General features: G+C 36.8%; 19 protein-coding genes. 6 read left to right on the top strand and 13 right to left on the bottom strand.

Going from position 1 to position 16,562, the window contains the following annotated elements; translation table 11 throughout:
• Positions 1–2 precede the first annotated feature (2 nt).
• Genes tilS through panC form a run of 3 tightly spaced genes read right to left on the bottom strand, consistent with a single transcriptional unit; the run spans position 3 to position 3,113 of the window.
• Positions 3–989, bottom strand: a complete 987-nt coding sequence (gene tilS / locus CDOM16190_RS05825; RefSeq protein WP_170019294.1) for a tRNA lysidine(34) synthetase TilS — start codon at positions 987–989, stop codon at positions 3–5.
• Positions 989–2,290, bottom strand: a complete 1,302-nt coding sequence (gene rimO / locus CDOM16190_RS05820; RefSeq protein WP_170019293.1) for a 30S ribosomal protein S12 methylthiotransferase RimO — start codon at positions 2,288–2,290, stop codon at positions 989–991. Before rimO ends, tilS begins: the two co-directional genes overlap by 1 nt.
• A gap of 1 nt (position 2,291) precedes the next feature.
• Positions 2,292–3,113, bottom strand: a complete 822-nt coding sequence (panC, locus tag CDOM16190_RS05815) for a pantoate--beta-alanine ligase (RefSeq protein ID WP_170019292.1) — start codon at positions 3,111–3,113, stop codon at positions 2,292–2,294.
• A 118-nt stretch (positions 3,114–3,231) separates the two neighbouring features.
• Between panC and prfB the strand changes: the two genes are divergently transcribed.
• The 6 genes from prfB (at position 3,232) to CDOM16190_RS05785 (ending at position 7,457) form a co-directional block, all read left to right on the top strand.
• Positions 3,232–4,332 carry a peptide chain release factor 2 gene (gene prfB / locus CDOM16190_RS05810; RefSeq protein ID WP_170019291.1) on the top strand — a complete coding sequence of 367 codons (1,101 nt, stop codon included), beginning with the start codon at positions 3,232–3,234 and terminating at the stop codon, positions 4,330–4,332.
• A gap of 20 nt (positions 4,333–4,352) precedes the next feature.
• Positions 4,353–4,670, top strand: a complete 318-nt coding sequence (locus tag CDOM16190_RS05805; protein WP_170000733.1) for a type II secretion system protein — start codon at positions 4,353–4,355, stop codon at positions 4,668–4,670.
• Between the two features lie 26 nt (positions 4,671–4,696).
• Complete coding sequence (locus CDOM16190_RS05800; protein ID WP_169972877.1) at positions 4,697–5,314, top strand: tetratricopeptide repeat protein; 618 nt, start codon at positions 4,697–4,699, stop codon at positions 5,312–5,314.
• Positions 5,315–5,889: 575 nt separating this feature from the next.
• Positions 5,890–6,318, top strand: a complete 429-nt coding sequence (exbB, locus tag CDOM16190_RS05795; protein WP_169972875.1) for a TonB-system energizer ExbB — start codon at positions 5,890–5,892, stop codon at positions 6,316–6,318.
• Complete coding sequence (gene exbD / locus CDOM16190_RS05790) at positions 6,305–6,685, top strand: TonB system transport protein ExbD (RefSeq protein ID WP_170019290.1); 381 nt, start codon at positions 6,305–6,307, stop codon at positions 6,683–6,685. Before exbB ends, exbD begins: the two co-directional genes overlap by 14 nt.
• A complete protein-coding gene (locus tag CDOM16190_RS05785) occupies positions 6,651–7,457 on the top strand; it encodes an energy transducer TonB (protein WP_170019289.1) in 807 nt (268 codons plus the stop codon). Before exbD ends, CDOM16190_RS05785 begins: the two co-directional genes overlap by 35 nt.
• Positions 7,458–7,494: 37 nt before the next feature.
• Here CDOM16190_RS05785 and CDOM16190_RS05780 read toward each other — a convergent pair whose 3' ends face one another.
• The 10 genes from CDOM16190_RS05780 to gap form a co-directional block, all read right to left on the bottom strand.
• Positions 7,495–7,632: a FeoB-associated Cys-rich membrane protein gene (locus tag CDOM16190_RS05780; protein ID WP_169972870.1), complete on the bottom strand. Its 138-nt coding sequence runs from the start codon at positions 7,630–7,632 to the stop codon at positions 7,495–7,497.
• 47 nt (positions 7,633–7,679) lie between these two features.
• On the bottom strand, positions 7,680–8,501 hold the full coding sequence (locus CDOM16190_RS05775; protein ID WP_170019288.1) for a DUF4198 domain-containing protein: 822 nt from the start codon (positions 8,499–8,501) through the stop codon (positions 7,680–7,682).
• 20 nt (positions 8,502–8,521) lie between these two features.
• Positions 8,522–8,830 (bottom strand): hypothetical protein, encoded by a 309-nt coding sequence (locus CDOM16190_RS05770; RefSeq protein WP_170019287.1) that lies wholly within the window; start codon positions 8,828–8,830, stop codon positions 8,522–8,524.
• Positions 8,831–8,863: 33 nt separating this feature from the next.
• Positions 8,864–11,338 (bottom strand): ferrous iron transport protein B, encoded by a 2,475-nt coding sequence (feoB, locus tag CDOM16190_RS05765; RefSeq protein ID WP_170019286.1) that lies wholly within the window; start codon positions 11,336–11,338, stop codon positions 8,864–8,866.
• A complete protein-coding gene (locus CDOM16190_RS05760; RefSeq protein WP_169972862.1) occupies positions 11,329–11,556 on the bottom strand; it encodes a FeoA family protein in 228 nt (75 codons plus the stop codon). Before CDOM16190_RS05760 ends, feoB begins: the two co-directional genes overlap by 10 nt.
• Before the next feature lie 169 nt (positions 11,557–11,725).
• Positions 11,726–12,754, bottom strand: coding sequence for an NADH:flavin oxidoreductase/NADH oxidase (locus CDOM16190_RS05755; protein WP_170019285.1), 1,029 nt, complete (start codon positions 12,752–12,754; stop codon positions 11,726–11,728).
• A gap of 64 nt (positions 12,755–12,818) precedes the next feature.
• The gene (gene fabI, locus CDOM16190_RS05750; RefSeq protein ID WP_170019284.1) at positions 12,819–13,637 is read right to left on the bottom strand and encodes an enoyl-ACP reductase FabI; all 819 of its coding nucleotides are present in this window, start codon (positions 13,635–13,637) and stop codon (positions 12,819–12,821) included.
• The gene (locus tag CDOM16190_RS05745; RefSeq protein WP_170019283.1) at positions 13,634–14,314 is read right to left on the bottom strand and encodes a triose-phosphate isomerase; all 681 of its coding nucleotides are present in this window, start codon (positions 14,312–14,314) and stop codon (positions 13,634–13,636) included. Before CDOM16190_RS05745 ends, fabI begins: the two co-directional genes overlap by 4 nt.
• The gene (locus CDOM16190_RS05740) at positions 14,311–15,516 is read right to left on the bottom strand and encodes a phosphoglycerate kinase (protein WP_170019282.1); all 1,206 of its coding nucleotides are present in this window, start codon (positions 15,514–15,516) and stop codon (positions 14,311–14,313) included. The genes CDOM16190_RS05745 and CDOM16190_RS05740 overlap by 4 nt, the downstream gene beginning before the upstream one ends.
• A gap of 1 nt (position 15,517) precedes the next feature.
• Positions 15,518–16,516: a type I glyceraldehyde-3-phosphate dehydrogenase gene (gene gap, locus CDOM16190_RS05735; RefSeq protein WP_170019281.1), complete on the bottom strand. Its 999-nt coding sequence runs from the start codon at positions 16,514–16,516 to the stop codon at positions 15,518–15,520.
• Positions 16,517–16,562 lie beyond the last annotated feature (46 nt).

The following is a 16,562-nucleotide window of genomic DNA, read 5'->3' as shown; positions in this document are numbered from 1 at the left end:
TTTTATACAAATTCTCTCAAATTTTCTATTTCAAAACCAATTTGATGTAGATAAGGACGATTTATTTTAGGCACTTTAAATACCCTGCAAGCATCTTTAAATTTTTTATCCATAGCATCTTTTACAAACGGAGTTATAAAAATAAATTTTGGAAAATATCCTACAGCAACTTTTGTACTAATAGCGCAATCCGTTTGATTTAATAAGCATCTTTGACACTCTCTTCGTTGAGCCTCGCTCATTACTACGCCTAAAAGCTTACATGCCCTATCAATTCCCCTGATGGCGTTTTTATCATTTTTAACCAGATATAATCTATCCTTTGGATTTAAAATTTCAGGCTTTAGGCTATCCATATCATTTTCTAAAAACTCAAAACTTTTAGCTACACCACTTTTAAATAGATCTAAAAAAGGTTCACTAAATTTAGCCCTTATCAAATTTCTTTTAAACCTCATCTCTTCGTTGCTATGATCTAAAAAATATTTTAATTTACGCTCATTTAAAAAGTTTAAAAGCTCTGTTTTTCTTATATTCAAAAGAGGTCTTACAATATTAAATTTCTCTCTTTTTTCAAATTCTCTCATTCCAAGAAGTTCGTTTAGACCGGCACCTTTGCCAAGTTGCATCAAAAACCATTCGAATTTATCATCAAGCTGATGAGCCAAAATTAAATTTGCATAGCCAAATTCAGAGCAAATTTTAGTAAAAAAATCATATCTTGCCTCTCTTGCCCTGCACTCAAAATTTGAGCTTTCAAGGCTCACGCTAAGTTCAAAAATTCTTTTATTAAACTTACTAGCTAGCCCTCTTGCGCTTGCGATCTCCTCTTTGCTCTGCCCTCTTGTATTATAATTAACTATTGCTATGTCAAAGTCTATTTCTCGCTCGTTCAAGATATAAAAAAGAGCCGTAGAATCTACTCCATGCGAAAACGCAAGCAGGTTTTTGCCCTTTTTTAAAATATCTGTCAAAGCCTCGTTTATCATCACCCTATCACTCGTCCGAGCACTTTATCTTTGATTACTTGTGTTATCTCGCAATCGTAAATTTTACCGGTTTCAAGAGTTTCAAGCTCACTCTCGTTTATCAAAATTTCTCCGTCAATATCCTTATCCCAAAGAAGTTTTTTAGCTCCATAAAACATCTCTCCTTCGCTGCTAACTCCTTCTATAACAACCTCGAATTGTTTTCCAAGTTCATTAGCAAAGCTATCGTTTACAACTTTTTTAGTTATCTTTTCCATTTTTGAAAGGCGTTTTTCTATAGTCTTTATAGGAAGTTGCTCCATCTCGTATGATAAAGTATCCTCCTCTCTTGAATACGCAAATGCTGAAACACGGTCAAATTTAAACTCGCTTAAAAACTCGCAAAGCTCATTAAATTCTTCCTCACCTTCACCCGGATGCCCAACAATGACACCAGTTCTAAGAAACGAATTCTCAGCCTCCCTCATCATAGTTAAAAGCTCTTTAATACGCTTAGCTCCGCTTCCTCTGCGCATAATCTTAAGCATTTTATCACTGATATGTTGTATAGGCATATCAAAGTAATTTTGAAAAACTTTAGAGTCTATTATACGCTTTATTAACTCATTTGAGGTCGTGCTAGGATATAGATATAAGATTCTAGCACTCCTTACGCCATCAATCCTCTCAACCGCATCAATAAGCTCTATAAGCCCATCGCTTTTAGCATGATCTCTCATAAAGGAGCTTGAATCCTGAGATAAAAAGCTGAAATCAAAATATCCTTTTTTAACAAGCTTTTTAACCTCATCTACTATGTTTTCAATCGAGCGCGACTTTAGCTTGCCTTTAAATGTAGGTATCGCGCAAAAGCTGCATTTTTGATTACAGCCTTCTGAAATTTTGATATAAGCATGGTAGTTTGAGCCTGTTATCACGCGCTCTTCATTTGCCTGCAAATAAGTTCCTGGGCTAAATAAATTTTGCTTTTTTAGTATGATTTCATCGATCTTATCATAGTCTCCAACACCTGTAAATAAATCCACCTCTGGAAGCTCCTTAATAAGCTCCTCTTTATATCTTTGCATCAAACAGCCCGTAACTACTAGCAAAGAGCCCTTCTTGCGTGCTTCATGAACCTCAAGGATAGAGCGTATGCTCTCTTGCTTAGCAGAGTCTATAAATCCACAGGTATTTATAATTATCACATCGGCAACAGCCACATCATCGGTGATTTCATAGTTTTGAAGACGTCCAAGCATAATCTCAGAATCGACTAAATTTTTATTACAGCCCAGTGAAATTAGATGAAGTTTGCTCATTTTATACCCATAAATTATCAATTAAACGCGCTTTACCCACGTAGGCTGCAACTAAAATTATGCTATTTTTTGGTTCAATCTTTGAAATTTCATTGAAATTTCTATCCACAATGGCCACATAATCAACTTTTAAAGGCTTTAAAATCTCAAACATCTCATCTTTAATCTTGCTCGCGCTAAATTCATTTTGTTTTATCAAATTTGAAGCTTTCATGATAGCCTTAGAAAGTCTTAAGGCTTCAAGCTTTTCGGATTCATTTAAATAAGAATTTCTTGAAGATAGAGCCAGTCCATCCTTTTCTCTTACTATTTCGCAAGGAATTATCTCTAAATTTAAAAACATAGTTTTAACCATATTTTGCACAATAGTTAGTTGCTGGGCATCTTTTTTACCAAAATAAGCTCGTTTTGCCTTAGTTAGATTAAACAACTTCATTAAAACTCTAAGCACACCGTCAAAATGCCCCGGGCGAGTTTTGCCCTCTAAAATAGAAGCCAAATTTTTAGGTGCGGCTATACACGGTTCACTCTCAAAGTATATCTCATCCGTGCTTGGTATAAAAATGGCCGCCACGCCGCAGCTCTTACAAATTTCAATATCTCTAACTTCGTTTTTAGGATACTTGTCCAAATCCTCGTTTGGTAAAAATTGAGTAGGATTAACAAAGGTTGAGACTATAGCTATATCATTTTCGCTTGCGCATCTTTTTATCAAGCTTACATGCCCATCATGCAAAGCACCCATAGTAGGTACGAAGCCTATCTCTCCACTAACACTATCTATAAAATTTTTAAGCTCGCTAGCTGTTCTAATTATCTGCATTTTGATTTCTCTTTTTTTATATTAAAGTCGCAAATTATATCAATTTTATCTTTACTCGAACCTGACTTCATTCAATTATGCTATAATCATAATAGAAATAATGAATTTGGAGATAAATTTGGATAACTACGAGTACACCGAACTTTTAAAGAGCCTTGATACAAAGGTAAATAATATCGCGCTTATAATAAAACCTGACGAGATAGAAAGAAGATTAAACAAAATAAGCGAACTTGAAAACGATCCTAGCTTCTGGCAAAACATAGCATTAGCCGGACAAATCGGAAAAGAAAAAACAAAAATAACAAATATTTTAAATAAATTTAAAGATGCCAGAAACGCACTGAATGATACAAAAGATCTTTACGATCTGGCAAACACAGAAAACGACGAAGAGACCCTAAATTCACTCTATGAAGACGCGGGCGCACTTGAAGAAAAGATAGTAAATTTAGAAATTTCCATGCTACTTAGCGGCGAAGATGACAACAAAAACGCTATCGTTACTATTCATCCTGGCGCAGGAGGAACTGAGAGTAACGACTGGGCGAGCATGCTTTATAGGATGTATTTGAGATTTTGCGAGAGAGAGGGCTTTAAGGTTGAGACGCTTGACTTTCAAGAGGGCGATGAGGCAGGGCTTAAAGATGTAAGCTTCATCGTAAAAGGCGAAAACGCATACGGATATCTAAAGGCGGAAAACGGCATACACCGTCTAGTTCGTACAAGTCCATTTGATAGCGCAGGACGCAGGCATACAAGCTTTACAAGCGTAATGGTAAGCCCTGAGCTTGACGATGATATCGAGATAGAGATCGACGAAAAAGACATAAAGATAGATACATATAGAGCAAGCGGTGCGGGCGGTCAGCACGTAAATAAGACTGAAAGTGCTATAAGGATCACGCACTATCCTACAGGTATAGTCGTGCAGTGTCAAAACGATAGAAGCCAGCATAAAAACAAAGCAACCGCGATGAAAATGCTAAAATCTCGCCTTTATGAGCTTGAGCTTATGAAGCAGCAAGAAGCGAGCGCAAGTGTCGAAAAAAGCGAGATAGGCTGGGGTCATCAGATACGCTCTTACGTGCTTTTCCCGTATCAGCAAGTAAAGGACAACCGCTCAAATTTAGCTTATTCACAAACAGATGCGATACTAGACGGTGATATAAAAAAGCTAATTGAAGGCGTTTTAATAAGTCAAAAAAGTATAATATAATAAAATCAGAAAGGAATAAAATGGATTTAGTTGCACTTTTAAATCAGTTAAATTACGAGGCAAACGAGGTAACTCTGGCTCAAATAAAGAGGGTTTTAAATAACTCAAACGGAGTTGAGCCTGAAAGTATTATAACTTTAAACGATCACCTAAAACCGCATAGATGCTTTGTCGCCATGAGCGGAAGCGAAGACTATTTTAAGATAAAAAACATAGCGACCGCCGAAGGTATAAAGGCGGAAGTGGAACAAATAATACAAAACTGGGCCAATAAACATAAATTTTCTCTTAGAAAAGTAAATGATACAACTCACTACATCCTTGGTAAAGTACTTTAAATTTACAAGATAGACCAGGAGTGGATATGAGAAATTTATTATTTTTTTTAGTAGCTATACTAATAGCTGGTTGCGCGGCGAGTAATACATCTACAGCAAATAATATAAATGCGGATGCGGACTTTAATCACAAGGCTATACAGATATTAAAACCAAAATGCGAAGCGGGAAATTTATCTGCTTGCAACGATTTAGCAATAAGTTATCAAAATCTACAAAATCACCAAACTGCATTTAAGATTTATGAAAAAAATTGCAAAATGGGTCATCAAAAATCCTGCACAAATTTAGCAAATATATATATGTACGGCGATCAAATAGGGCTACAAAAAGATATGAAAAAAGGCATAGAAATTCATAGAAATTCTTGCATGAACAACGGTGCCGACTCTTGCTATTATTTGGGCGAATTTTATAGACTTGGTATAGACGCAAAGGAGCCTGACTATCAAAACGCCTTTGAGGCATATTCAAGAGGCTGCGCTATGGGAGATATAGCATCTTGCACAAATACAGGCGGACTTTACGAGCTAGGTCTTGGCGTCAAAAAGGATGAATATAGAGCCTTACAAATTTACAAGTCGTCTTGCTATAGCGGAGATGCTTCTGCTTGCGATAACGTAAAAAGAATCAGGGGATATTAATTTACTATAAAGAGGCTGCTTTAAGCAACCTCTTTTAATTATTTAGAGCTTATTAAGATAGATTAATTTTGAAAATTCTGCTAGGTTTGCAATCTATAGTAGCTGTATACTCTGTATATTTGTCGCTTCTTTATGTGTGAAGTGTATTTATTATTGCTTATATAGCCAAGCTTTAACTTAGCGCATATATTTTAACTATCTCCAAGCAGAACATTGGCATTAACTGTTTTAAAAGCCACACTCTCCCACAAGGACTTCAAATCCACTTATACCGATCTGGAGCCCACTTGCACTTCAATAGCTTCTATCAAATAAGTATTAATAAATATATTAGCATTGTGATGAAAAGTGCTTTTTATTTTTACTTTTTGATCCATCCGTGGTTGCATTTAGACTTTTATCAAAAAGCATCAAATAGTAAAATTTTATATATTAAATACATATAAAAATATTTTTTGATTAATTAATTTTACAATAGCTATAACATAGATCATGGCATCTAAACCGATATGTAAAATTATTGACAACAAGTATCGTAATTGATATAATCATAACAAAAAATTTAAAGGCAATAGATGGAATTTCTAAAGGAGAACGTTGACTATATCATAATTGGCATTCTAGGCTTTATGAGTTTTTTAGTCGTTTGGTTTACAATAGAAAGACTGATATTTTATGCAAATGTTAAATTTGAAATGTATAAGAATAAAGATGAACTAGAAGAAAGCCTTACAAACAACCTAACCCTACTTTATATCATCTATTCAAACGCTCCTTATGTAGGGCTTTTAGGGACTGTTGCAGGTATTATGATCACATTTTATGATATGGGCATGAGTGGCGGAATAGACACTAAAAGCATTATGGTGGGTCTATCTTTAGCTTTAAAGGCTACAGCGCTAGGACTTCTTGTGGCCATACCTACACTTATGATATATAATGCGTTTATGAGAAAAGTTGATGTTCTTATAAATAGATATAAGGCAAAATATGAACATGCCTAAAAAAGAGGGGTTAAACGTAATTCCTCTAATCGATATTATGCTAGTATTGCTTGCTATAGTACTTAGCGTATCTACTTTTATTGCTCAAGGAAACATCCCTATAAATCTTCCAAGCAGTGAAAGTGCAGAACAAAACGATGAAGATAAAAAAATAATTGTTGTAATAAACAAAGATAATGAATTTTTCATAGACGATATAAAGACTTCGCAAGATGCATTAAAAGATCGTCTAAACCAAATAGATTCAAGAACTCTAGTCCAGTTAAAAAGCGATAAAGAGAGTAAATTTGAGATGTTTGTAAAAGTAGTAGATATACTAAAAGAGAAAAAACATGAGAATTTTGCCATTACAACTCTCACCGAGTAGCAAATCAAATTTGGGTGGATTTGTAGGCTCAGCACTATTTCATGCTATTATTATCACCGCTTTTATAAATTTTCCAAGCCAGACAGATTTATCCAGTAAAGAAAATATGACAAAAATAAATCTAAATACTTTTACTCCGCCGCCACCTCTTCCACCAGCACCAGAGCCTATTGCAGCACCTCCAACTCCTCTTCCGCCAGAGCCCGTTGTAGTTCCTGAACCCGTGGTAGAGCCTATTGTTGAGCCTGTAATTCTACCCGAGCCAAAGCCGGAACCAAAGATAGAGCCTAAGCCTATCGAAAAACCAAAACCAAAACCAAAAAAACAAAAATCCGTAGTTAAAACCGAGCCTGTTTTAGATCCAACTCCTGCTCCGCCGCAGCCAGTCATCCAGCCGACAATTCCAATCAAAGCTAAAAAGATAGGTTCCGTTACAGCTGCACCTATAAGCAGTTTTATTGCTCCTATCGTAGGAGAATTTAACTTCGCAAGCTCCGCAGGAGATGAGAGATTTTCAAAGATGCAAGCAGCCATAAAGAAACATCAAAAATACCCCAAAAGAGCTGTTAAAATGAAGCATCAAGGAGTAGTCGAAATCAGTTTTTTATTTAAAACAAACGGAAGTGTGGATGATATAAAAATTATAAAAAGCTCAGGATATGATAGTTTGGATGAAGCGGCTATTGAGACTATAAGACGAGCCTTTAAGGACTTTCCTATGCTTGATAAAGACTATATAATCAAAATTCCAATGTCTTATAAACTAATTTAAAAATAGACCCGATTTTAGGGTCTAAAAACACTAAAGACTATTCAATTTTTCTTTTTTTATGGCAACTCTTACCTTCGCCACATCCGCAATCTCTTTGCTTAAATTCTTTGACATAGACAAAGTATCCTGCACCGATAGCTATGACGATAAGAAACACCATTTCAAGTCCGCTCATAAGTATCCTTTTTAAAATTTAGGCGAAGCAGTGCTTCGCCTAAAAAATTACTTCATATCTTTAGCTTGAACCCAAATAACAGCATCTTGGCTCAACTCTTTGCCTTTATACTCTTTATCAGGTCCGACTCCAAGAGCTGCAAATCCCCACCAACCTGACTTTGGAATACCGAATGTAAATTCGCCTCTCTCATTAGCTTTAATAGTAAGCGTTACAAAGCTATCTTGAGGAGCCTCCACTTTACCTTTTTTGCTTGTCATATTTTTCTTTACATCAACATCGTGGTTTAGATACTCTACCTCTATCTCGGCAAATGGAACAGGTTTGCCCTCTGATTTTACGATACCCGTAAATGTACTTCCCGCCCAGATCGAGTATGGTTTCATTAAAGGAACAATCTCAGCCTTAAGACCAAGCTCTGCATCCCAATCAGTAGGTGCGCCCGCTACGTTTAAAACCATCTTTGTAATTTGCTGGATGTATGACTCTTCGTTAGCTTCATAGTATGGAGCTGGGGTTAATGCAAAAACGTAATCGCCCATGCTTCTTACTTGGTAGTCCATCTCATAGCCTATACCCTCATTGTGACTACCCTTAAATTTCATCTCTTTAAGCTTGCCTTTTAGCTCTGTCTTTTTCTCTTTGTGAAGCACGAAAAAGTCAACTATACCCTCTCTACTCTTATCAAATTGAAGACCCATATCCATAGTATGCTCATCCGCAAAAGGGTGTGTGAAAACAAGCTTTAAAGGAATTGTAGCCGGCTTTTCTAAAGCTGACTCAGGAGTATAAAGCATTTGAAAGTGAGCGAATGCTGAACTAGCTAAAAAACCTGCAACAACTGATGAAATAACAACTTTTTTAAACATTAAATCTCCTTAAAATAAAATTATTGAGCTATATCTTTTGAATTAACGACAACTTCGTGACCTTCACCGGCAAAGAATTTAGCCTTATACTCACCTTCTGGTTTTTTAAATGTATATGTGCTCTCTTTATCAAATTTGCCCTCTATCACTACTTTACCATTTTGAATGACGCTAAATTGAACGCCGCTTGCACTTGAACCATCGCTAAAGCCACCTTCGCATGTAACAGTTCCGTCACCATTGTCAAAGCAACTCATAAGCGCAGTATGAGCGAAAGCAGATGAGCTCATAAGAGCAACTAAAATAGATGAAAACATAATTTTTTTCATTTTTTCTCCTTTATTTAGATTTATTAAATTTTATTACTTTTTTATACCGCCACTCCAGTTTATCCTCTTTTCGGGAACAAACCATAATATCACAACTATAGCCAACAATATAAAGTAGTACCAACTCATCGCAGATAAACCACTAATACCGGCAGCAAGAGAGATGCTAAAGAATATCGATGAAACAATTAACGCAAGCACGAACGGAAAGAACATTCCAAAGCACATCCATACCCAGCTATTAGTCTGCATCTTAACAACTATCATAGTAGCTATACAAGGCGGAGTGAGTAGCATAAATATTATGATAGATGCGGCATGAAGCGGGGTATATCCGCTGTTTTTAGCCATTCTCTCTTCAGGTCTTAAATTTTCATCCGCATTTGCAGCCTCTCCGCTCTCTTTACCTGACTCATAGATGCTACCAAGAGTAGCTACGGCAGACTCTCTGGCAGCAAAAGAGCTTAAGAATGCGACATTAATCTTCCAGTCAAATCCGGCAAATTGAGATATAGGCTCAAGAGCGCGTCCGGCCATACCAAGCAAAGAACTTTCTATCTTATCGTTCTTCTGCTCTCTAAGGATTCTATTTCTATCGGTTGAGAGCTTTCTGAGGGCTGAATTTATCTTTTTGGCCTCAGTATCAGCTTTTGGAACTAAAAATTTATACATATCAGGATTTTTGGCCTGATATTTCTCATCAACATCTTTGCTTCCACCCATCTTTTTAGCCCTATATCCATCATATAGATTTAAAAGCTCGGCAACTTCTTCTCTGGTATCTACTTTGTCATAGTAAGTTGATTTTTTTACGGCTCTATCAAATTTTGCAAGAGCCTTAGTCTCTTCTTGATTGTAATACTCTTGTTTTTCAGTTGATAGCCCCGGAAACTGAAGCAGCGCGAATAATATAACAGCAACTGCAATTACTATGGTGCAAACTTTTTTGATATATATCCAAACTCTCTCAAAAGATCTTATGATAACGCCTTTAAATGTAGGCATATGATAAGGCGGAAGCTCCATAACGAAAGGTGCTGTTTCACGGCTTTTTAATACTGTTGAAGTTAAAAATTTAGCTATTATTAAAGCTGCTAGAACCGTTACCGTAGAGATATAAAAAAGCATTATGCTCATATCTTTTGGAAAAAAAGCTCCAAGTAAAAGAGTATAAAACGGCACTTTGGCAAGACAGTTCATAAGAGGAACGGTAAGTATAGTTGCCATTCTAGCTCTATCGTCTGAAATTCCTTTAGTTGACATTACCCCAGGAACTGCGCATCCGCCTACAAAGGCTCCCCCTAAAACAAGAGGCAAAGTGCTTTGCCCATGAAGACCGAATTTTCTAAAAAGCTTATCAAGTACAAATGCCATTCTAGGCATATATCCAACATCTTCTAATATCGCGATCATAGCAAAGAGAATAAAGAATATCGGAAGGTAGTTTAAAAGTGCAATAGTCGAATTAGTAAGCCACATAGCCATATCTGTTATCATAGGAATCTGCGATATATCGGCAGCTGGAGTTATATCCGAGATGAAATTCTTTATCGCTGCAAAAACAGGCCAAGTGTAGTTGGTAAGCTTGTAACCAAAAACGATACTGCTTTGATAAATAATCACTATAACAGCCAGTAAAATAGGAAAGCTAAGCCATCTATTTAGGACAAATTTATCAATTTTATCGGTAAATGTCAGCTCGCCCCTTCTTGTCTCTTGAACGCATTTATGAAATATAACATCGGCATTTTCATATCTAAAAGATGCCAAAAAGCTTTCGACATCTCTATCAAAAGTATCGTGAAATTTATCTGTTTGTGCTGAAACTACTTCATCTATATTTTCATTGTCGGCTTTTAGTAAATTTATAATAGTCTGATCTTTCTCAAGAGCTTTTAGGGCAAGCCATCTTTTGCCAATAGACAACTCATCATTTACTTTTATCGTCTTTTCGATCTCTGAGATATAAATTTCAAGCTCATCATAGTTTATTTTAAACTCTTCATAGTTCTTTTTTATCTCATCGGTTTTTTTTAATATGTCTAAAATTTCGGCCTTACCCTCGTTTTTGGCAGCACTTGCACAAATTACCGGACATCTTAAAATTTCACTCATTTTTTCTGAGTCTATAGTAATGCCTCTACGTCTAGCAACGTCGCACATATTTAATATAATTACGACAGGTACGCCTATTTCAAGCAGTTGAAAAGTAAGGTATAAATTTCTTTTTAAATTTGAAGCGTCTACTATATTTAAAATAAGATCCGGATTTTCATTTATAATGGCCTCCTTTGCAACCTTCTCCTCAAGAGAGTATGAGCTAAAAGAGTAGGTTCCGGGTAGATCGATCATCTCGATATCTATATCGCCTACGCTAAAAAAGCCCGATTTCTTATCTACAGTAACACCCGGGTAATTTGCGATATGCTGATGTATACCGCTTATCATATTAAAAATAGTGGATTTGCCACAGTTTGGCTGACCGGCCAAGGCTACTTTTATTTCCATGGCTCTACCTCTATAAGCTCAGCCTCACTCTTTCTAAGAGATACTAGATAGTTATGTATTCTTAACTCCAAAGGATCATAAAGTGGCGCCTCTCTGATAACTTCTATCTGAGCTCCTACTACAAAACCCATATCCAAAAGCTTTTGCAAAAGCTTATCTTTAGCATGGAGGGCCTTTATCTTACACGAATTTCCAGACTCTATAAGACCAAGATGCATTTTAATTCCTTTATCAATAACCAATTTCGATATTATATTCTAAAATACTTTAATTAAATTAAAAACGATAATACATATTGAAACTTGTAATACAAATTTTTATTGAATAATAAATGACTAAAATAGCGTCTTAGCGATAGTTTTAAATTTTAAATAGTGCTTGTATTGTTTAAAATGCTCTTTGATATGGTTTTTCTATTAGATCCTCTCGGCCTAATTCACTCATAGCAAGCTGAGCAAAATTTGGATTTCTAATAAGCTCTCTTCCATAAGCAACTGCATCGCAAACATTACCCATAAGTAGCGCTTCACCTTGGCTTGCCGTAGTTATCATACCAACTGCAATAACAGGGATTTTTACCGATTCTTTTATGGCTTTTGCGTAATCTGCCTGATAAAGAGGCAAAAATTTAGGCATATTATCAAGCTTTTTTGTGTCAAAAAATCCTCCAGAGGATACATGAATATATGCTGCTCCTAAATTTTCAAGCTCGCAAGATAGCTTTACACTATCGTCCAGCTTCCAATCTTTATTTAGCCAACTATCGGCACTTATCCTAACTCCTACCGGGATATTTACGGCATTTTTAACATCTGTTAAAATTTCACGTAACAATCTCGTACGATTTTCAAAGCCTCCTCCATATTGATCACTTCTATTATTTATAGATGGAGATAAAAATTCACTTATCAAATACCCGTGCGCAGCATGAATTTCTATGATCTCGTATCCTGCTTTTTGAGCTCTAATGGCAGAATTTTTAAAATTTTGTTTAAGATCATTTATATCATCTATACTCATCTCTTTTGGTGTTTTATAATCATCACTGAATTTAATAGCGCTTGGTGCTATACTTTGGCTATCGCATGTGCTTTTGCGTCCGGCATGAGCTAGTTGTATAGCCATTTTGGCTCCATATTTTGCACAATCTTTTACAAGATTTGCATGCTCTTCTATTTGCTCATCACTCCAAAGACCAAGATCGCTGTGAGTTATCCTACCTCGTGGCTCAACCGCAGTAGCCTCTACTATGATAAGCCCAACTCCTCCAAGCGAACGAGCAGCATAATGAAGCTTATGAAAGCACCTTGGCAAGCCATTATCGCCTTTAACCTTATACATGCACATAGGTGGCATAACTATACGATTTTTTATCTCTATATCGCCTATTTTAAATGGAGTAAAAAGTTTTGACATATCATATCCTTAAATATCAAGAGATGAGACCCTAAATTTATTATTTAGGGCTCATTAAATTTATTTATTTAGCATCCCATGCCAAGATGGTATTTCCCTCTTCGTCTTTAGCGATATCGCCCATTCCCATTATATTATATCCGCAGTCCACATAGTGAATTTCACCTGTTACACCACTTGCAAGATCGCTTAAAAGATACATAGCGCTCTTACCTACATCTTCTGTAGTCACATTGCGTTTTAGAGGGCTATTTACCTCGTTATATCGCAAAATCATTCTAAAATCACCTATTCCGCTTGCGGCTAGAGTTTTGATAGGACCTGCAGAGATGGCGTTTACTCTGATATTTTTTGGGCCTAAATCATGAGCAAGATATCGCACAGAACTCTCAAGAGCCGCTTTTGCAACACCCATTACATTGTAATGAGGTATAAATTGAGGTCCGCCAAGATATGTAAGAGTTAGGATAGACCCCCCCTCTTTAAGCACAGGCATAACGGCTCTTGTAAGACTTAAAAGCGAATATACGCTAGTTCCCATGGCGATATCAAAGGCTTCCCTTGTAGTCTCTATAAACTCTCCTTCAAGAGCCTCTTTAGGTGCATAAGCTACAGCATGGACAACGAAATCTATTTCACCCAAATCTGCCTTTAATTTATCAGCTATACCGTCCAAATGGGCAGGATTATTTACATCAAGCTCATATACAAATTTGCTTCCAAACTCCTCAGCTATAGGCTCTACGCGTTTTTTTAAAGCATCATTTAAAAACGTAAAAGCAAGCTGTGCGCCTTGCTGATGGCAAGCTTCCGCAATACCGTAAGCTATTGATTTAGCGTTTGCAACACCGACTATTAAACCTTTTTTGCCATTCATTATCATTTTGCTTCCTTTATTAAATTTAAAAAATTATACGCATCCCAACTTGCAGTACCCACAAGAACTCCATTGCAGCTAGAAATTTTAGCGATCTGCCCAATATTTTTCGCATTTACGCTTCCTCCGTAAAGAAGCGGTGCTTTGGTCAAATTTGCTATGAAATTTAAAATTTCCTCTATCTGCTCACCGCTCGCACTCTTGCCAGTGCCTATGGCCCAGATCGGCTCATAGGCGATACATAGATTTTCATAGCTTAGATCTATATTGTTAAGCTGATTTTTTAAAAACTCTTTAGTTTTGTTAGCCTCATTGGTGGCTAAATTTTCGCCTACACAGTAGATTATATCCCAACCGTTTTTGGCGGCAAATTCAAATTTGACTTTTAAAAACTCCTCGCTTTCGTTTAAAATTTCACGCCTTTCAGAGTGTCCGATGAGAACAGTTCTTATACCAAGCTCATCAAGCATAGCTTTACCGATCTCGCCAGTAAAGGCTCCGCTCTCGCAAGGATAGAAATTTTGCGCTCCAAGCTTAAATTTATAATCAGTCTTTTCATAAGCACTAAAAGGCGGAAATACCAATACATTTTCATTTTGATCCAAATTTGAGTTTAAAATTTCAGCATACTCCCTAAAGCTCTCTCTTGTATGATTGCACTTTAAATTTGCTGCAAATATCACGACTCACACGCCTTTCTAAGAGGTTTTATGCCAGGTAGTTCCTTGCCCTCTATTAGCTCCAAGCTCGCTCCTCCACCAGTTGAGATAAAGGTCATCTCGTCGGCATCTCCGGCACGTTCGACCACATCAGCGGTATCTCCGCCGCCAACGACAGTTGTAGCATGAGTTTCTACGATAGCGTGGCTCATCTTAATACTTCCCTTGCTAAATTTATCCATCTCAAAAACACCCATAGGGCCGTTCCACCAGATGGTTTGAGCATCGGCTAAAACCTCTTTAAACAATCTTACCGAAGCAGGTCCTATATCAAGCCCCATCCAACCATTTGGTATCTCTTTAGAAGAGACATATTTAACCGCACTATCAGCAGAAAACGTTTGAGCGGCCACTACGTCTACCGGCAAGTAAATTTTAACTCCAAGCTCTTTGCCCTTTTTTAAGATTTCATTCGCATCCTCTATTAAATCCTCTTCAAGAAGAGAATTTCCTATATTCTCGCCAAGCGCTTTTAAGAAAGTAAATGCCATTCCTCCACCTATTATCAGCTTATCTACTCGAGGAAGTAGATTGTGAAGCGCTTGAAGCTTTCCGCTTACTTTTGAGCCGCCCACAACAGCTACAAACGGACGTGAAGGATGTTTTATCAAATTTTGAGCGAAATTTATCTCTTTTTGCAGTAAAAATCCGGCAGCCTTATGATTTTCATCATAAAATTTAGTAATAGCCTCAACCGAAGCGTGAGCTCTATGACATACTCCAAAGGCGTCATTTATATAGACTTCACCAAATTTTGCCAGCTCACGAGCCAAATTCTCATCATTTTTTGTCTCGCCCTTTTCAAAGCGAAGATTTTCTATCATTAAAATTTCACCTGCTTTTAGCTCTGCTGCTTTTTTCATAGCATCATCGCCTATAACATCATTTGCAAATATTACATCACGATCAAGCAGTCTAGATAGTCTTTTAGCAACATTTTTAAGAGAAAATTTTTCTTCAAAGCCGTTTTTTGGGCGACCCAAGTGGCTTGCTAAAACAATGCTGCATCCATGATCAAGGCAGTATTTTATAGTAGGAATCGCTGAGCGAATTCTGCGGTCATCGGTAATATTTAAAAACTCATCCATAGGCACGTTAAAATCGCACCTAATAAATACTTTTTTCTTAGCTAAGTCAAGGTCGTTTATAGATAAAATTTCACTCATACTAACCCTTTTTTACAGCTAAAACCGCTAAATCTACAAGGCGCTGCGAATATCCCCACTCATTGTCATACCACGCCATGACCTTTACAAGATCATCGCAAATTACTTGAGTAATATCGCTTGCTACGATAGAGCTATAGCTTGAAGTCATAAAGTCACTTGATACTCTTTGATCGTCATCTACAAGTAAAATTCCTTTCATAGCACCATTTGCAGCATCTCTAAAGGCGTTATTGACATCTTCTACACTTACTTTTTTATTTAAAACTACTGTCAAATCAACCATAGAAACGTTTGCCACAGGTACACGCACGCTTTGACCGTGCATCTTGCCGGCAAGTTGCGGAAGTACCTTGCTAATAGCTTTTGCAGCTCCAGTGGTAGTAGGTCCGATATTTAATGCCGCTGCACGACTTCGTCTAAAATCTTTAGCTTTAACATCAACCAAACTTTGTCCATGTGTATACGCATGAACAGTTGTCATAAGACCCTTGACTATGCCAAATTTTTGATCTAAAACCTTTGCGACCGGACCAAGGCAGTTTGTAGTACAACTTGCGTTTGATATTATAGCCTCACCCTTGTAAAGCTCCTCGTTTACGCCCATTACGTATGTAGGTGTATCATCTTTTGCGGGAGCGCTCATCACAACTTTTTTAATCCCATTCTTGATATAAGGTTGGCATTTTTCAGTAGTTAGATAAGCTCCTGTGCACTCAAGCACAACATCAGCACCAAAGGCTGCAAAATCAAGCTCATTTGCATCTCTTGTAGAATAAACTCTTATTTTTTTACCATTAACCTCGATGTAGTCGTCATCTATAACTTTTACATCTTGCTTAAACTCCCCATGAACAGTATCATATTTTAAAAGATACCTTGTCATCTCTCTCTTTGCCGTATCGTTTATGGCGACTAGCTCTACGTCGTCACGCTCTAATATAATACGCGCCGCACATCTTCCAATCCTACCAAAGCCGTTTATAGCGATTTTAACCATTCGTACTTCCTTTGATAATGAAATTTGCTAAATTTTACATATAAAG

It is taken from the genome of Campylobacter sp. RM16190 (assembly GCF_012978835.1).
Classification (GTDB): domain Bacteria; phylum Campylobacterota; class Campylobacteria; order Campylobacterales; family Campylobacteraceae; genus Campylobacter_A.
The sequence above is the reverse complement of the archived record's forward strand: the minus strand, read 5'-3'. Positions and strand labels throughout refer to the sequence as shown.